This is a genomic window from Robertmurraya dakarensis (genome assembly GCF_900156875.1).
Classification (GTDB): Bacteria; Bacillota; Bacilli; order Bacillales; family Cytobacillaceae; genus Robertmurraya; species Robertmurraya dakarensis.
This window is the reverse complement of the sequence record NZ_LT707409.1, coordinates 1,056,282-1,071,137: the sequence shown is the minus strand read 5'-3', so window position 1 is coordinate 1,071,137 and position 14,856 is coordinate 1,056,282. Positions and strand designations below refer to the sequence as shown.

Sequence of the window (14,856 nt, the reverse complement as noted above, 5' to 3'; positions counted from 1 at the left end):
GGTTTGTTTTTCAATAAACGGGAGAAATATACAATTTCTTAACAGTGCATTTAAGTTAAATTGTTACCTTTATTACTAGAGTTCGCTAACAATAGTGGCAACCTCAAAAATAGTTGGAGGGAATGTAGATGAAATCTAGTAGTAATGGTATGAACAGACGTGATTTTTTAAAGGTTGGCAGCATGAGTACATTGGCGTTAACACTCGGGACAACAGGGGTTTATTCTCTTGCTGGAGCTACGAAAAGCTTTGCATCTCCGAAAGATAATCCTGTTAGTGGATTTGGAGGTTTTGGACCTCTCGTAAAGGATCCGAATGGAATTCTTGATCTGCCAAGAGGGTTTCATTACAAAATGCTATCTCAAACAGGAGATCTTATGTCAAACGGTGACAAAGTTCCTGCAATGCATGACGGAATGGCGGCATTTCAAGGTGAAAAAAATACGACAATCCTTGTCAGAAATCATGAAAATAGTACAAACTCTGATCATCCGGTTAACGGAAAAAACCCTTGGAGCAATGGTGCTGCCGGCGGTACTACTACGTTGATAGTGGGACCAGATAGAGAGCTTGTTGATCATTATGTATCAAGTTCAGGAACAATCCGTAACTGTGCTGGCGGCGCAACGACTTGGGGTACTTGGTTAACAATGGAAGAAACTCGAAATATGGGACATGGTTTTGTATTTGAAGTAAATCCTTTAGATCCTGAAAATGAAATGTCTAAAACACCTATACGTGATATGGGTTACTTCTCTCATGAAGCTGGACATGTTGATCCTTCAACAGGAATTTGGTACTTAACAGAAGATGCCAGCCCAAGCTTCTTATATCGATTTACTCCTAATGATCGCAGCCAAACACTTGGATCGCTTCAAAAAGGAGGAACACTTGAAGCCCTGGCAATTGAGGAATTACCAAGCAATAAAGCAAGCCAGTTCCATACCGGCCAAACGTTTGGCGTAGTTTGGAAAAAAGTAAACCCTGAACGAGCGCAGCAGGATGCAAAAGATTTAGGCTGTATCCAATTTAGCCGCCTAGAAGGAGCATATTTCTCTGAAGGTACTTTCTGGTTTGATGATACAAGCGCGGGTTCTAAAAATCTCGGTCGTGTGTATCGTTACACGCCTTCTACTAATACATTAGAACTATTCTATGAGTCTACTGACAAAAATGATTTAGAAATGCCAGATAATATTACCATCACTCCTTGGGGTGATCTCTGGATCGCAGAAGATGGCGGTGGAAATGATCGAATTGTCGGATTAACACCGGAGGGAAATGTATATACCTTTGCTGAAAATAAAATGAATGGTTCTGAATTTGCCGGACCTACCTTCTCTCCGGATGGAAAAACGTTCTTTGTAAATATGCAAACACCTGGTATTACATTTGCGATTTGGGGGCCGTTTGCAAGACATAATTCTACTCGCAGACGTGCAATGAACCATGCTGCACCGCCAGCTGGACTGGCTCCTGTTGCATCTGGGAAACTAACGGCTTTTGCTGAAGAACAAGGTATGTCTATCTTGGAAGCAGCTGCTCTAGAACGTCACGGAATGCCGATTTTATAATAATGAATTAGCTCCTAGGAGGGAAAATAAATGTTATCCAATATTGGTGTACCGGGTCTTATCTTAATTCTCGTCATCGCGTTAATTATTTTCGGTCCATCCAAATTACCTGAGATTGGACGCGCTTTTGGAAACACATTAAAGGAATTTAAGAAAGCGACGAATGACTTGATGAGCAATGATAAGGAAGAAAATAACTCACCGGAGCATATGAAAAATGTAGTAACGATAGAGAAGTCTGAAAAAACTGGAAGTTAGACATATTTTAAAAGATGTAGGCTAGGATCTCATCCTACTTACATCTTTCTTTGTAAAAAGGAGTTCAGAAATGGATCAGACAGAAATGAATTTAATGGAGCATTTAGATGAGCTGAGAAAAAGAATTATTATTACGGTCATTTCATTCGTGGCAGCTTTTATTATAGCTTTTGTTTTTGTACAAGAAATTTATCTTTTTCTTGTACGTGGTTTAGATAGCAAACTGGCTCTATTAGGACCTAGTGAGATTATTTGGATTTATATGATGATATCTGGAGTAATGGCGATTGCGGTCACCCTTCCGATTGCCGCCTATCAGGTATGGAAGTTTGTTAAACCGGCTTTAACAGGAACAGAAGTAAAAGTAACTTTTGCCTTTATTCCCGGAATTTTTCTTCTATTTTTATTTGGGATTGCTTTCGGGTACTTTATTTTATTTCCTATCGTACTTTCCTTTTTAGAAAATCTGGCAGGAAATACTTTTGAAGCATTCTTTACAGCTGAGAAATATTTCAGATTCATGTTGAATCTTACCCTGCCTTTTGGGTTTTTATTTGAAATGCCAGCAGTGATCATGTTTTTGACGAAACTAGGAATCATCGATCCACATAAACTAGTGAAGATGAGGAAAATTTCTTATTTTTCGTTAATCGTGGTATCCATACTCATTACACCACCAGATTTTATTTCTGATATTCTAGTAATCATTCCCTTATTACTGCTTTACGAATTAAGTATAACCTTAAGTAAATTCGTTTTTCGAAAAAGAGAAAATGTGGAGGAAAACATGGTTTACCATTCTTAAACTGTACTTACTGCCGTATAACGCGAGGAGGAATTTTTATGATACATACAGAAAGCAAAAACAAGATGAAATCTATTGAGTTCACCCTTAAAGAACAGCCAAAATTAAAACAAGATCAATGCAAGAAATGCAAAACATGTTCTTGTTTGGCCAATAAAGAAAAAGAGCTTGTTAACTAGTTATCCTATTGTTAAGACCTACATACAAACCAGGTACTTTTTGCAACAAAAAAAGGACTGCCAAGAATCAGTTTCTCTCTAATTCCTGGCAGTCCTTTTGTATGTTTCTTAATGATTATTATCCAATACCAACAATGGATTTCACTTCTAGGTATTCCTCAATACCGTAGCTTCCCCACTCGCGGCCGTTTCCGGATTGTTTATAGCCGCCAAATGGTGCAGAGAATTCCATGGAAGCGTTATTAACCGTAATATGACCGGCGCGGATAGAATTTGCAACTTTCTGAACTTTTTCGCTGTCCTCTCCCACTACATATCCTGCTAATCCATACACGGTATCGTTAGCGATTTCAATTGCCTCATCAAGGTCTTCGTAAGTAATGATTGACATAACTGGCCCAAAGATTTCTTCTTGAGCAATTGTCATATCATTCTTTACATTAGCAAACACAGTTGGCTTTACATAGTATCCTTTTTCAAGTCCTTCTGGTTTACCTGGTCCACCATAGACTAGTGTTGCCCCTTCTTCTAATCCTTTCTGGATATAACCTTGAACGCGGTTGTATTGTTTTTCCGAAACAAGTGGTCCAAAGACATTTTTCTTATCTTGTGGATCACCATACGCAATGTTAGGCAAGATTGCCTTAACAGCTGCAATGAATTCATCGTGTTTAGATTTTGGAACAAGTGTCCGTGTAGCTGCTACACATACTTGGCCAGAGTTAAATACAACATTAGAAATCGCAATTTGCGCTGCTTTACTCATATCGGCGTCATCGAGTACAACAAGCGGGGATTTACCTCCAAGTTCGAGCGCCACTCTTTTAATCGTTTTTGCAGCATTTTCGGTGATTTTTTGACCGACTGCACCTGAACCAGTAAATGATACAAAATCAATATCTGGGTGAGAACTGATTCCGTTTCCAACTACTTCACCATAACCATTCACAAGATTAAAGACGCCTTTTGGTACACCAGCGGCTTGGAAAATCTCTGCAAGTAGAATCGCTGCAAATGGTGTAAGTTCAGATGGTTTTAAAACTACCGTACATCCAGCTGCGAAAGCACTTGCAAGTTTCGTAGATGTCTGATTAGTTGGGAAGTTCCAAGGTGTAATAAGACCGCTTACACCAATTGGTTCTTTACGAACGACCGCGCCGCCTCGTTTCTCTGTGAATTCGAAGTTTTCTAACTCTACTGCCGCTTGACGGTAATGAGCTAAGCCTAAGTTATAGTGAGTTTGCTCACTTATTGAGAGTGGGGATCCCAATTCTTGTGTAATGACTTCAACGATTTCGTCTTTTCGTTTTTCATATTCATCAGCAATTCGATTTAACATTGCAATCCGTTCTTCTTTTGATGTTTGTGAGAATGAAGGAAACGCTGCACGTGCTGCTGCAACTGCCTTATCAAGATCTTCTTGTGTTCCATCGCTAATTCGACCAATAACTTCTTCAGTAGCCGGGTTAATTACTTCAATTGTCTTTGACCCAGTTGAATCTACCCATTCACCATTAATAAAATGTTGTAACCTGTTACGCATATAACATACCCCTTTTCAAAAGTTATATTTTACCACTAAACCTATATTAATCTATATGGACAAATATTTCAAATATTATGACTATTCATAACCTTTACAAAAATATAATAGAAAACTTTCCATATTTTGCTTATTAAGTTTCTGGTTGTTTCATATTTTCAATAAGAATTAGATCCTTATTAAAGATAGGGCCCGAATCGTTTATGTAATATTCTACTCTTCTCTTTTTGCTCATTATCAGATTTATTATATTCAACAGCAAAAAACACATGACATTTTTCTATCATGCGTTTTTTGGAATGTATATTCAATTTAGTTTAATCCAAGATAGTTTTACTGCTGCGCTATCTGAATAAGGTTACCGCATGTATCATCGAAGACAGCTAACGTAATGTCACCCATTTTCGTCGGCTCCATTGTGAATTTTACGCCGTGTTTCAATAATCTTTCGTACTCTTTGTGAACATCTGCTACGCCAAACATTGTTGCTGGGATGCCTTCATCATATATCTTCTTCTGATACTCTTTGGCGGCTGGATGGTTATTGGGTTCAAGCAGAAGCTCGGTCCCTCCTTGTTCTTCGGGAGAAACAAGTGTTATCCACCTGTATTCTCCTGTGGGAACATCATGCTTTTTAACAAAACCCAGGGTTTCTGAATAAAACTTCAGTGCCTTATCTTGATCTTCTACGAATAAACTGGTTACAATGATTTTCATCCTATTTTCCTCCTCAGCATTTACCATTTCTTGTATAGAACCCTAATTTAACAATCTCATGAGAATTCTTGTTCCAAATTCATCATAGCATTTTATTCAGTATCCCAAAATCAAACGATCCATAATCATTTTAAAAATAAAAAAGGCGTGTTCCCCTAATTCGGGAGAAACGCCTATAACAAAATTCAATACAATAATAGATGCTAATAAAATTCTTTAATCAATTAAGGTTTGTCCATTAGCTGGCGGCTGGTCGGCAAAAACGGTGCCAAAATCATTGATTGTACTCATTCCATTATTTGTAATCACAAAACCTCCGTTATTTGCTGCCCCCGAACCATTAACCGAGTCTGTACTGCTTTTAGGGGAATGATATTTCGTATCACCAAATTGTACCGTTCCGCCTTCTATAGAACCAATATAAACTTTCCCGATAAAAACGGGCAACTAAAACCCTCCTTTCTTTATTGAGATCTACTGTTTTACTAACTTATGTTTTAATAATAATACTGCTTGGACAAAGAGACTGTTTCCCGCTAGATTTATCTTGCGGATTCCAATATTTCCGTTCTTTTATTCTTTATCAATGCAAGCTCATCTTGTAAACTCTTTTTCTGATGTGCTAATTTCGATAACAGTGCCGCTACATCTTCTTTCGTTTGGAACGTTTGATCGTAGCAATCGGCAATTTTGCCATGAACGAACCAATCAAAGATAATTCCATCAAAGAAATAATCTGCAAAGGTTAGCACTGCTCCAATGTCTAAATTTCCATTATAATGATTTTCTATATCGGCTAATTCCTCTTGAAAATGCCGCAATCCTTTTTGTGCTTGATGAATATGTTCTTCTGCATCATCAAGATGACTATGCTTAATGGCTGTTGAGATCATCCCGCCGCCAATCATATCAAATGTAGACCATCCTTTAGCAGAGTCCAATGATTTAATGGCTAGATCAAGCATTTCTACGGCCTCTTCCCCAGCTGTAATCGCTTCGTTGTATTCCTCAATATTTGAAAAGATTTCAGCTTCTTTTTCGGTGATCTCAAAAAGCTCTTCACTCCAAGGAGATTGAGTATCGTGAATCAAAAGCTCCTTTTTTTGAAGCAATTGTTTATATTGATGGTCTGCATCAACGACAAGCACAAGTTTTTCTTTATACTCTCGTATCTCCCCCTCTAGATCTTCAATGGTTTGAAGCGCTTCCTTATACTTTAATTTTGCTGATAAAACCTCTTGCTGTTCCTGATCTAGTTTTTCTAGCTTTTTGCCTATCAATGTATAAAAGATATTCGTTAAAGAGAATCCTTCCAGTCTTGCAACATCTTCTTTTTCTTTTGTTAATATTGTTTTCAATTGATCTCGTTTCTGTCTCTCCTCCAATAGAACGGCTGTTGCACGTTGTACATGCTCTTCATACTTCTTTTTCTTTCGCAAATTTTCTTTTACATCTTGCAGTTGTTTATTTATGTCTGCAAACAATTTCCTCTCCCCCTTGTTTTGTAAAAACTTTACTCATTTTGCTTAGATTTTATCCAGCCAAGAATGGAGTTAAACACCGCCTCAAGCTCCTTGCCTTTTGGCGTCAACGCATACTGAACCTTCTTTTGTGACGGAATTAGCACTGTTTTAATCAGCAAACCTTCTTTTTCTAGTTCACGCAATCGTTCCGTTAGCAGTCTGTCAGAAATACCGGGAATATTCTCAACTAATTCATAGTACCTCTTTGGTCCCTGCAAAAGTTGATAGAGTATCATACCCATCCACCTTTTACCAATGAATTCGATTGTTCCATGAAAATCTTTACAAATTTTATTCAACTCTTGTTCGTCATGACTACAGTTCGTTTCGTGGAATTGATCCATTTTATTACCCTCATTTGTTCATTTCTACCAATATTTTTTATTATAGCATAAAAGTTTTTTCGCTTGACGGACAAGCTTACTAATAGTAAGCTTAAATTCGAGCTTACTTTAAGTAAGTTTATGAACTTGGGAGGTAAACTACATGACAACTGCAACTTCACAAAATATAAGCGATATAATCAGAGAACGTCACTCTGTTCGAAAATATGATACAAATGTAAAAATTTCACGTGAGGAAATAGTAGAAATATTAGAAGAGGCAACTCTTGCTCCTTCTTCAAGTAACCTTCAGCCATGGCGTTTTATTGTGATTGATGATCAAGAAACAAAGAAAGAACTTCGTCAGATTGCGTACAATCAAGAGCCGGTTGAAACTTCTTCAGCGGTGATTGCTGTTCTAGGGGATAAGGAAATGTTTAAAAATATTGAAAAGGTGTACAGAAGCAGTTTTGATGCGGGCTTTATGGACGAAGCAAATATGCATCGTCTAATCGAGAGCGCGAACAGAACGTACCCTCATGCACCAGAAGAAGTCCTTAAAAATATTGCTTCATTTGACACAGGACTAGTATCCATGCAGCTGATGCTGGTTGCCAAAGCAAAAGGCTATGACACGGTTCCAATGGCGGGCTTTGACAAACAAAAATTCATGGACAAGTTTCAGGTTTCTGATCGTTATATGCCAATGGTGTTAATTGCTCTTGGTAAAGCTGCTGCCCCTGCGTTTAAGACTACGCGAATTCCTGCAGTGGAACTAATTGATTTCATCTAATAACATTAAATAAAGTCCCAACTGGAAATGCTGCCAGCGGGGACTTTGTTTCGTTTTCAACCTATTTTAGATAGCAATCTTTATCGGACTATAAACTCAGCTATAGTTTCTTTGCTATCTCCGATTGAGAAGGTTGTAAAGACTACCTCACTACCCAGATCAATATTCTTTATTTGAGTTTTAGCTTCTTCAGAAAGATGATAAACGACATCTCTCCCTTCAATCACTAGGACAGCTTCATTATTATTCTGGATGCTTTTTAACACTCCTGTTAGCTCGGGGGCTTCCTGTCCAGCAAGTACAATTCCAGTGATATCATCTGTTGACTCTTCATTAATTTTAGGTTGATCCCCGCATCCAGCTAGAGTTGAAATTGTAACAAAACAAATGATCATTAAAGCATATTTAAACACACTCTCTACCTCCTATTTATTTCCATGTAATAAATTAGTCGATAGAGATGGTCATTTCGTTTCAAAATTCTGATCCCAATATTATAGTTTCTCCCCATTTGAAGCAATCACATCTTTATACCAGTAAAAAGACTTTTTTCTTTTACGCTCCAGTGTTCCACTGCCATCATCATGCTTGTCCACATAAATGAGCCCATATCGCTTAGAGAATTCTCCTGATGATGCACTGACCAAATCAATGCAGCCCCAGATCGTGTAACCCATTAAGTCCACTCCGTCCTCAATCGCCTCACCTGCCGCTTTTATATGATCACGAAGGTAATCGATCCGATAGTCATCATGAATAGACCCGTCTTCTTCTACTTTGTCATGGGCACCTAAACCGTTTTCGACGACAAACAACGGTACCTGGTACCTGTCATATAATTGGTTTAAACTAATACGCAATCCTACAGGATCAATTTCCCATCCCCAATCACTCGCTTTTAAAAAAGGATTTTTAACTCCGCCTATGAGGTTACCTTGGGATTGTTCCAAATCAGTCTTGTCTTTTCTCTCTGTTCTCGACATGTAATAGCTAAAGCCAATAAAATCAACTCTTCCTTCTTTCAATAATTTTAGATCACCATCCTTCATATTAATTTGAATTCCATGTTCCTTAAAATATCGCTCTATAAAAGCAGGATATTCTCCTCTTACTTGAACATCTGCACAAAAGTAGTTGAATAACCGTTCTTCCTCTAGAGCATACATCACATTCTCAGGATTTGAATCATAAGAATAAACGGGTGCATAAAGAATCATACATCCAATTTTTGCGCCTGGAATAATTTCATGACAAGCCTTTACAGCGATGGAGCTGGCGACAAATTGATGATGAAATGCTTGAAACGTCGGCTGGTATTTATCTTCTTCTTTTTGAATAGAAAATCCGAGTCCTTGGATGGGCATGATAAATCCGCTGTTGATTTCATTAAATGTCACCCAATATTTTACTTTGTCTTTATAACGATGAAAGATTGTGTTTACATATCTCTCAAAAAAAGTAATGACTTCTCGATTCCTCCAGCCCCCATAGTCTTTTACCAGGGTTAACGGCATTTCATAATGTGAAATCGTAACAACTGGTTCTATCCCATGTTGATGTAATTCATCAAAGACACGATCATAGAAGGCCAACCCTTCCTCATTGGCCTCCAACTCGTTCCCGTTTGGAAAAATCCTTGTCCAAGCAATTGACATACGAAAAACCCTAAATCCCATTTCTGCAAAAAGAGCAATATCTTCTTTGTAACGATGATAAAAGTCTATGGCTTCATGATTAGGATAATCGTATTTGTCTCGATCGATTTCGAAATTGAAGCCTGGAGATTGCAGAATCGTCAATCTTTCTTTTCCGCCTGGAAGAACATCGGCGATATTTAACCCCTTACTTCCCTCACCAAATCCTCCCTCAATTTGATTCGCAGCCGTGGCTCCTCCCCATAAAAATTCTTTAGGAAACGAATATTTTTTCATTGAAAGCCCTCCTCTAACTTACTTCAAGATCATTTTATTAGTATGGGTTTGGAGAATAGATTTACGCATTAAAGGATCCTCGGCGGAATATTAACTACATATGTTCTTGTAATTGACAAATAATAATGAAGAAATTTGGTTAGTGTGTACATAATTTGCAGATGACAATCTTTAGGAATCAGGAGGCAGATCCATGATTTTAACAAATCCTATTAATGTATCAGAAATAGGAACACTCTGGCAGATATACCAGGAGAAAACGTTGATCATGAGGTTTTTGGAATATTTTATTGAGAAAGCAGATGACCAAGAAGCCAGAAATATTATGGGAGGATTGTGGCAGGAGCTTAACTTTTATGTGAAAGAGATAGAAGAAACTTTCTCCAAGCACGGTATGGTAAAACCAATTGGATTTCTGCCAGAGGATGTTAACTTGGATGCTCCAAAGCTTTATGACAATGGATTTGATATCATGTTTGTCCGTATCTTAAAGGAAGTTAGTATGGGTCTATATACCCTCAGCATGAATATGAGCTACAATAAAGATGTAATGGCGATTTATGAGGGGCTTACGACTGTAACGCAGAAGATTTACAAACTCCCTACCTTTTACTTACTAGAAAGAGGGATTCTGGCATTGCCGCCAAAAGTCACGATTCCAAAAAGTACTGAATTTATCAAGTCTAAAAAGTATTTGGAAGGATTTAAGCTCTTCGGTGACAAAAGAGCATTGAATGACCTTGAAATTGGAATTCTTCATCATAATTTGGAAGCAAATAATATTGGAATGCAATTGATTACGGGGTTTGCTCAATGCGCACAAAACGAAGAAGTAAAACAATACTTTGTAAAAGGAATGGAACTGGCTAAGAAACAGATCAAGATGATGGAAGAAGTACTGCTAGAAGAAAATGTTCAACTATCTGCGACTTCTGGTGCTACGGTTACACCATCAATCACTCCTCCCTTTTCTGACAAGCTTATGATGCATTGTATCTATATTCTCAATGGATTTAGTCTCGTTGGATCAGGAACTGGTGCATTCTTTAGTTTAAGAAATGATTTAGCAATGAAATCCATGTTATTAGCTAAGGATATCTACTTCTACGCCCAGGAAGGCATTGAAATTAAGATAAAAAACGGCTGGTTTGAGGAGCCTCCTCAAATGGAGGATCGACCGAACATCATCCAAAAAGGTAAATGAGTATGGTTATCCGTTTATAGAAGATACTATACTTAGTGTCGGTTCTTCCGTACACGAATAACAATGTGGGGGGATTGAATGTGAATACTCTATATAGTCTCGTTAACAGAATCATCACTTTAATGATTAGGGTAAAATTCATAATGGAGATGTTAAGAAAACAACTCCGCCCTTTATGGAGGCTGCAGCCTTTATCGTAACGAGATAGTAGCACATCATTATTTCCACATTGACAAAAGGGTGAGCACAATTGTGTTTGCCTTTTTTCGTTATGTTAACTTGAAGTCTCGCTTGCGAAGGAAACTAGGAAAAAATTGTAATAGGAAAAACCCATGTTTGGGGCTCTTCTTATCCCCTGGTTCTTATCCTTTTATTAAAAAATTTTTTAAGACCAAATGGAAGATAAAGGATCATAAAAGTTATAAATGCAATGATTTCTAAGGGGATAATATAAAACGGCCATGGTCCTAAATAATCCATTATTGACGGATTGACAGGTTTTTTTGAAATATACATATAGTTTCCACTTAATATCAGATTAACTAGAAATACAATGAAAGCATAAAGATTCAAATAAAGAAAGGCTTTTAGCAGACTTTTAAATCTTGGCCTGTACTGTTCCACTAGGACAAAAAACAAATTTGCAAGAACGATCCCGCCATGGGATATAAAGAAATGAACGTAGCGGAAATGTGGAAAAGAATAGGCACTAATATCCGGTGTTATCATCGCCTGGATGGCACTGCCCAGTCCTGCAAAATAAGTGAACTCAAAAATACGAAAATCTTTGGTGATAAGTAATCCTGCCGATAATAACAGGGATATGCTGCTTAAGTGAAGCGGCAAAGAATGCCGAATATCCCAAAAATCATACCCCCACCACCAAATATGCAGGGCGATCTCCGATAATATTAATATAGATGCAAGACCGATTCGAAAAATTGTATTTGCTTTCGTTTCTCTAAGAAATTTCCGTGAGAGAAACATGATGACGACTAGCAGTAACAAGAAAATTATCGTTAACAAATGCGTCAATGAAAATAGAACAAAGCCCTCACTTCCGTATGCTTGAAAATATTTTTCCATAGAATCACCATTTTTTCCTGTGATAAATTAATAGGAGCAACGTGCTGTTAAAACGAACGTTGCTCCATTCTTTTATTACTTCGGGATGCCAATTGCTTTTATTGGATAGAATCGAAATCTCACTTCTCCAATGATAGAGTCCTCGGAAATAAAACCGAATTCACGGCTGTCTGTACTTTTTGCGCGATTATCCCCCATGACAAATAATGAGTTTTGCGGAACAGTGGACTCGCCCGTCAATTCGTCTAATGTAAAATCATATGTAAGTCTTTTTTGCAGGGTCTGTTTTTTGTTTTCTTCTAAATAAGGCTCTTCATATACATCGCCATTAATATATAGAACATCATCTTTCACTTCAATTGAATCTCCCGGCAGACCAATGACTCGTTTGATATAGTATTCATCCGAATCCGGTGCATCAAACACAATCACATCAAATCGTTGAATTTCAGAAATTTTGCTGACTACTACTCGATCATGATCTTCGAAAGTTGGGAACATGGATGCACCCAGCACAGTAGATGGTAAAAAAAGAAATTGCCTGCAAATAAATACGAGAATAAAAGCAAAAGCAATTGATTTCACCCATGAATAAATCTCTTTTTTTGTACTTTCTTTCATGATTTCCTCCCCATTTGATTATAGGATCGCTGTCGTGTTAAAAATGGGACAGCTGTTCTTTTAGAAACAATATAATCTATCTATATCTTAACACTAGAACCGTCTAGATAATAAACTAAATTTTCTTAAAAGGTTGTTTTTTTTAATGGGGCTGTTGAAAAAACAACTAATTGAGAATCTAGGATTCATTTTCCCTTTACTGCCTTAATCTTGTTATAATTTCTGTATGAAAAAAAACATTATCATTAGTCTCGTTTATTCGCAAACTTTTTTATTGATCCTTTTACCAGTATGGATAGAGTTAACAGAGCATCTGCACCAGGTTGTCATCGGAGTTGTGTGGTTCTGTATTACGGTATTTGTTTTATTATGTGTATGCTGGTTTCGGGAAGAAAAAATACAGTTGCCAAAGCGAATTTTCCATGCCATCACGTTTCTTTATTTATCAGGATTGCTCATTTTATTATTTTTCAGACCGAATGGCTCAAACTATGGAAGCGTTAATCTTATCCCTTTTGAAACCATCTATTTTTATTTGTCTGGTAACGTCGGATTTTTAATCGCTTTTTATAATTTAAGCGCAAATATTGGGTTATTCATTCCGTTCGGATTGTATTACAGGTACATAAAGCAGCCAGCTTCAATGAAGGAATTGCTGATCATCACCATTTTTACGATAAGCACAATTGAAGGGTTGCAATTTTTCACCAAAAGAGGAAGTTTAGATATTGATGATTTGCTGCTAAATGTAGTAGGTGTATGGATTGGATATTTAGTCCAGCCAGTTTTTCAAAAAGTCTTGGATATTAAGTAATATGGGCCTTCGATATTGAGGGCCCGAAAGTATGCTTTATTTCGAATCTTTATGATTACCCCACTTATTCTCGAAAATAAGATGTTCTAATGAACGCCTTTGTTCCCAATTGGCTAGTTCTAAAATAGGTTTTTCTGGATAATCGTCTGTGTATCCAATTGAAATAAGTGCCGTTGGGTCAATATGCGGAGGGATACCTAATATATCTCGAATATCATTCTTTTTATAAAAACTTACCCACCCCATCGCTAATCCTTCAGCACAGGATGCTAACCACATGTTTTGAATTGCGCAGGCAGTTGATAGAATATCCGTTTCAGGGATGGAATTTCGCCCTAACACATGGGAACCTCCCCTGGTCGGATCACATGTTACACAAATCGTCAGCGGTGCTTCTTTTAAGCCCTCAATCTTTAAATCAAGAAACTTCATTTCTTTTTCCCCATCATAATGAATGGCTAACGCTTTTCTTTCTTTTTCCGCTGCCCAAGCCAGCTTTTCCTTTACCTCAGTCGATGTAATAAGAATAAAGTTCCATGGCTGCATAAATCCTACAGATGGTGCGTGGTGAGCGGCGTTTAAGATTCGATTGATCTTGTTTTCTGGTACAGGTTTTGGCAAAAAGGTACGAATATCCCTCCTGTTATAAATGACCTTATAGATGGCATCTCTCTCTTCGTTTGTGAACATATGAGTTTTCTCTCCTTTTTCATATAGAGTTAATGTTCCGTCTAAGAGCTTTATATGATGAGCTACTTAACTTTGCTTGCAACATATACTGCTAGTTTCATATCTAAATATGATTTTACCATTAATTTTCTTATCATCCCGATGAAATGAGTAGATTATAGCTAGCTAACAAAACTGACCCTATTAAAATTAACAGAATTGGGTCTACAATCAGTGTCATATTAGCAGTATTATATTAAAAAAAACGAAAGAGGTTGTCATATGAATTCAACTTTGTCAACAACACAAGTGACTAGGACAAAAACAAAGAGCTTAGTCATCAACGCACTTTTTATTGCTTTTACTTTAGTAGCTACGATGTTCATTAACATCAAGCTGCCGATCATGGGTAACGGTGGCTTAATCCATATGGGGAACGTCCCTCTCTTCATCGCCGCGTTTGTATTTGGGAAAAAAACTGGAGCTATCGCTGGTGCCTTCGGAATGGCGTTTTTTGACTTGATCATGGGCTGGGCAGCATGGGCGCCGTTTACATTCGTTATTGTTGGAGCAATGGGTTATTTAGCAGGGCTGATAGCGGAAAAGGTACCGGGCAATCGAGTGTTGGTATACTCTTTAGCGGTTGCCGTTGCACTAGTTATTAAAATTGTAGGTTACTATTTTACTGAAGTAATTCTTTACGGTAACTGGATTCTTCCATTTGGATCGATTCCAGGAAACTTAATGCAGGTTCTCCTAGCAGGTATTATTGTTATCCCTGTTGCAGGACGCTTAAAAAGATTAGTTAAATAAATA

General features: G+C 37.5%; 18 protein-coding genes. 8 read left to right on the top strand and 10 right to left on the bottom strand.

Annotated features, from left to right (window positions below; translation table 11 throughout):
- Positions 1-128: 128 nt before the first annotated feature.
- The 4 genes from CZ487_RS14155 (at position 129) to CZ487_RS26655 (ending at position 2,816) form a co-directional block, all read left to right on the top strand.
- Positions 129-1,574, top strand: coding sequence for an alkaline phosphatase PhoX (locus CZ487_RS14155; protein WP_077212947.1), 1,446 nt, complete (start codon positions 129-131; stop codon positions 1,572-1,574).
- 30 nt (positions 1,575-1,604) lie between these two features.
- Positions 1,605-1,832: a twin-arginine translocase TatA/TatE family subunit gene (locus tag CZ487_RS14150; protein WP_077212946.1), complete on the top strand. Its 228-nt coding sequence runs from the start codon at positions 1,605-1,607 to the stop codon at positions 1,830-1,832.
- Between the two features lie 70 nt (positions 1,833-1,902).
- A complete protein-coding gene (tatC, locus tag CZ487_RS14145) occupies positions 1,903-2,637 on the top strand; it encodes a twin-arginine translocase subunit TatC (protein WP_077212945.1) in 735 nt (244 codons plus the stop codon).
- Between the two features lie 38 nt (positions 2,638-2,675).
- Positions 2,676-2,816, top strand: a complete 141-nt coding sequence (locus tag CZ487_RS26655) for a hypothetical protein (RefSeq protein WP_154676038.1) — start codon at positions 2,676-2,678, stop codon at positions 2,814-2,816.
- Between the two features lie 118 nt (positions 2,817-2,934).
- Here the strand turns inward: CZ487_RS26655 and CZ487_RS14140 are convergent, their stop codons facing one another.
- The 5 genes from CZ487_RS14140 to CZ487_RS14120 all read right to left on the bottom strand — a co-directional run bounded on the left by CZ487_RS14140 (position 2,935) and on the right by CZ487_RS14120 (position 6,943).
- Positions 2,935-4,359, bottom strand: coding sequence for an aldehyde dehydrogenase family protein (locus CZ487_RS14140; RefSeq protein ID WP_077212944.1), 1,425 nt, complete (start codon positions 4,357-4,359; stop codon positions 2,935-2,937).
- Positions 4,360-4,692: 333 nt separating this feature from the next.
- Positions 4,693-5,076, bottom strand: coding sequence for a VOC family protein (locus tag CZ487_RS14135; protein ID WP_077212943.1), 384 nt, complete (start codon positions 5,074-5,076; stop codon positions 4,693-4,695).
- Between the two features lie 216 nt (positions 5,077-5,292).
- Positions 5,293-5,523 (bottom strand): spore germination protein, encoded by a 231-nt coding sequence (locus CZ487_RS14130; RefSeq protein ID WP_077212942.1) that lies wholly within the window; start codon positions 5,521-5,523, stop codon positions 5,293-5,295.
- 95 nt (positions 5,524-5,618) lie between these two features.
- Positions 5,619-6,560, bottom strand: a complete 942-nt coding sequence (locus tag CZ487_RS14125) for a hypothetical protein (RefSeq protein ID WP_077212941.1) — start codon at positions 6,558-6,560, stop codon at positions 5,619-5,621.
- A 29-nt stretch (positions 6,561-6,589) separates the two neighbouring features.
- Positions 6,590-6,943 carry a winged helix-turn-helix transcriptional regulator gene (locus CZ487_RS14120; RefSeq protein WP_084783272.1) on the bottom strand — a complete coding sequence of 118 codons (354 nt, stop codon included), beginning with the start codon at positions 6,941-6,943 and terminating at the stop codon, positions 6,590-6,592.
- A gap of 142 nt (positions 6,944-7,085) precedes the next feature.
- Between CZ487_RS14120 and CZ487_RS14115 the strand changes: the two genes are divergently transcribed.
- Positions 7,086-7,715: a nitroreductase family protein gene (locus CZ487_RS14115; RefSeq protein ID WP_077212940.1), complete on the top strand. Its 630-nt coding sequence runs from the start codon at positions 7,086-7,088 to the stop codon at positions 7,713-7,715.
- An 80-nt stretch (positions 7,716-7,795) separates the two neighbouring features.
- Here the strand turns inward: CZ487_RS14115 and CZ487_RS14110 are convergent, their stop codons facing one another.
- Together CZ487_RS14110 and CZ487_RS14105 are read right to left on the bottom strand one after the other, a co-directional pair.
- Entirely contained in the window at positions 7,796-8,128 is a 333-nt protein-coding gene (locus CZ487_RS14110) for a hypothetical protein (RefSeq protein ID WP_077212939.1), read from the bottom strand.
- An 81-nt stretch (positions 8,129-8,209) separates the two neighbouring features.
- Positions 8,210-9,646, bottom strand: coding sequence for a glycoside hydrolase family 1 protein (locus CZ487_RS14105; RefSeq protein ID WP_077212938.1), 1,437 nt, complete (start codon positions 9,644-9,646; stop codon positions 8,210-8,212).
- Positions 9,647-9,839: 193 nt separating this feature from the next.
- On the opposite strand from CZ487_RS14105, the gene CZ487_RS14100 reads away from it, so the two are divergent.
- Complete coding sequence (locus CZ487_RS14100; RefSeq protein WP_077212937.1) at positions 9,840-10,850, top strand: DUF3231 family protein; 1,011 nt, start codon at positions 9,840-9,842, stop codon at positions 10,848-10,850.
- 348 nt (positions 10,851-11,198) lie between these two features.
- Here CZ487_RS14100 and CZ487_RS14095 read toward each other — a convergent pair whose 3' ends face one another.
- Together CZ487_RS14095 and lepB are read right to left on the bottom strand one after the other, a co-directional pair.
- Positions 11,199-11,936, bottom strand: a complete 738-nt coding sequence (locus tag CZ487_RS14095; RefSeq protein ID WP_077212936.1) for a YwaF family protein — start codon at positions 11,934-11,936, stop codon at positions 11,199-11,201.
- A gap of 75 nt (positions 11,937-12,011) precedes the next feature.
- Positions 12,012-12,557 carry a signal peptidase I gene (gene lepB, locus CZ487_RS14090; protein ID WP_077212935.1) on the bottom strand — a complete coding sequence of 182 codons (546 nt, stop codon included), beginning with the start codon at positions 12,555-12,557 and terminating at the stop codon, positions 12,012-12,014.
- Positions 12,558-12,960: 403 nt separating this feature from the next.
- Here lepB and CZ487_RS14085 point away from each other — a divergent pair, with 403 nt between their 5' ends.
- Positions 12,961-13,371, top strand: coding sequence for a VanZ family protein (locus CZ487_RS14085; protein ID WP_237562888.1), 411 nt, complete (start codon positions 12,961-12,963; stop codon positions 13,369-13,371).
- A 36-nt stretch (positions 13,372-13,407) separates the two neighbouring features.
- Here CZ487_RS14085 and bluB read toward each other — a convergent pair whose 3' ends face one another.
- Complete coding sequence (gene bluB / locus CZ487_RS14080; RefSeq protein WP_077212933.1) at positions 13,408-14,061, bottom strand: 5,6-dimethylbenzimidazole synthase; 654 nt, start codon at positions 14,059-14,061, stop codon at positions 13,408-13,410.
- A gap of 261 nt (positions 14,062-14,322) precedes the next feature.
- Between bluB and CZ487_RS14075 the strand changes: the two genes are divergently transcribed.
- Entirely contained in the window at positions 14,323-14,853 is a 531-nt protein-coding gene (locus tag CZ487_RS14075; protein ID WP_077212932.1) for an ECF transporter S component, read from the top strand.
- Positions 14,854-14,856: the final 3 nt, after the last annotated feature.

What these genes read in the sequence shown, in the direction of transcription:
- CZ487_RS14155 (WP_077212947.1), top strand. Translation starts at nt 129, where the DNA reads ATGAAATCTAGTAGTAATGGTATGAACAGACGTGATTTTTTAAAGGTT.
- CZ487_RS14150 (WP_077212946.1), top strand. Translation starts at nt 1,605, where the DNA reads ATGTTATCCAATATTGGTGTACCGGGTCTTATCTTAATTCTCGTCATC.
- tatC (WP_077212945.1), top strand. Translation starts at nt 1,903, where the DNA reads ATGGATCAGACAGAAATGAATTTAATGGAGCATTTAGATGAGCTGAGA.
- CZ487_RS26655 (WP_154676038.1), top strand. Translation starts at nt 2,676, where the DNA reads ATGATACATACAGAAAGCAAAAACAAGATGAAATCTATTGAGTTCACC.
- CZ487_RS14140 (WP_077212944.1), bottom strand. Translation starts at nt 4,359, where the DNA reads ATGCGTAACAGGTTACAACATTTTATTAATGGTGAATGGGTAGATTCA.
- CZ487_RS14135 (WP_077212943.1), bottom strand. Translation starts at nt 5,076, where the DNA reads ATGAAAATCATTGTAACCAGTTTATTCGTAGAAGATCAAGATAAGGCA.
- CZ487_RS14120 (WP_084783272.1), bottom strand. Translation starts at nt 6,943, where the DNA reads ATGGATCAATTCCACGAAACGAACTGTAGTCATGACGAACAAGAGTTG.
- CZ487_RS14115 (WP_077212940.1), top strand. Translation starts at nt 7,086, where the DNA reads ATGACAACTGCAACTTCACAAAATATAAGCGATATAATCAGAGAACGT.
- CZ487_RS14105 (WP_077212938.1), bottom strand. Translation starts at nt 9,646, where the DNA reads ATGAAAAAATATTCGTTTCCTAAAGAATTTTTATGGGGAGGAGCCACG.
- CZ487_RS14100 (WP_077212937.1), top strand. Translation starts at nt 9,840, where the DNA reads ATGATTTTAACAAATCCTATTAATGTATCAGAAATAGGAACACTCTGG.
- CZ487_RS14095 (WP_077212936.1), bottom strand. Translation starts at nt 11,936, where the DNA reads ATGGAAAAATATTTTCAAGCATACGGAAGTGAGGGCTTTGTTCTATTT.
- lepB (WP_077212935.1), bottom strand. Translation starts at nt 12,557, where the DNA reads ATGAAAGAAAGTACAAAAAAAGAGATTTATTCATGGGTGAAATCAATT.
- bluB (WP_077212933.1), bottom strand. Translation starts at nt 14,061, where the DNA reads ATGTTCACAAACGAAGAGAGAGATGCCATCTATAAGGTCATTTATAAC.
- CZ487_RS14075 (WP_077212932.1), top strand. Translation starts at nt 14,323, where the DNA reads ATGAATTCAACTTTGTCAACAACACAAGTGACTAGGACAAAAACAAAG.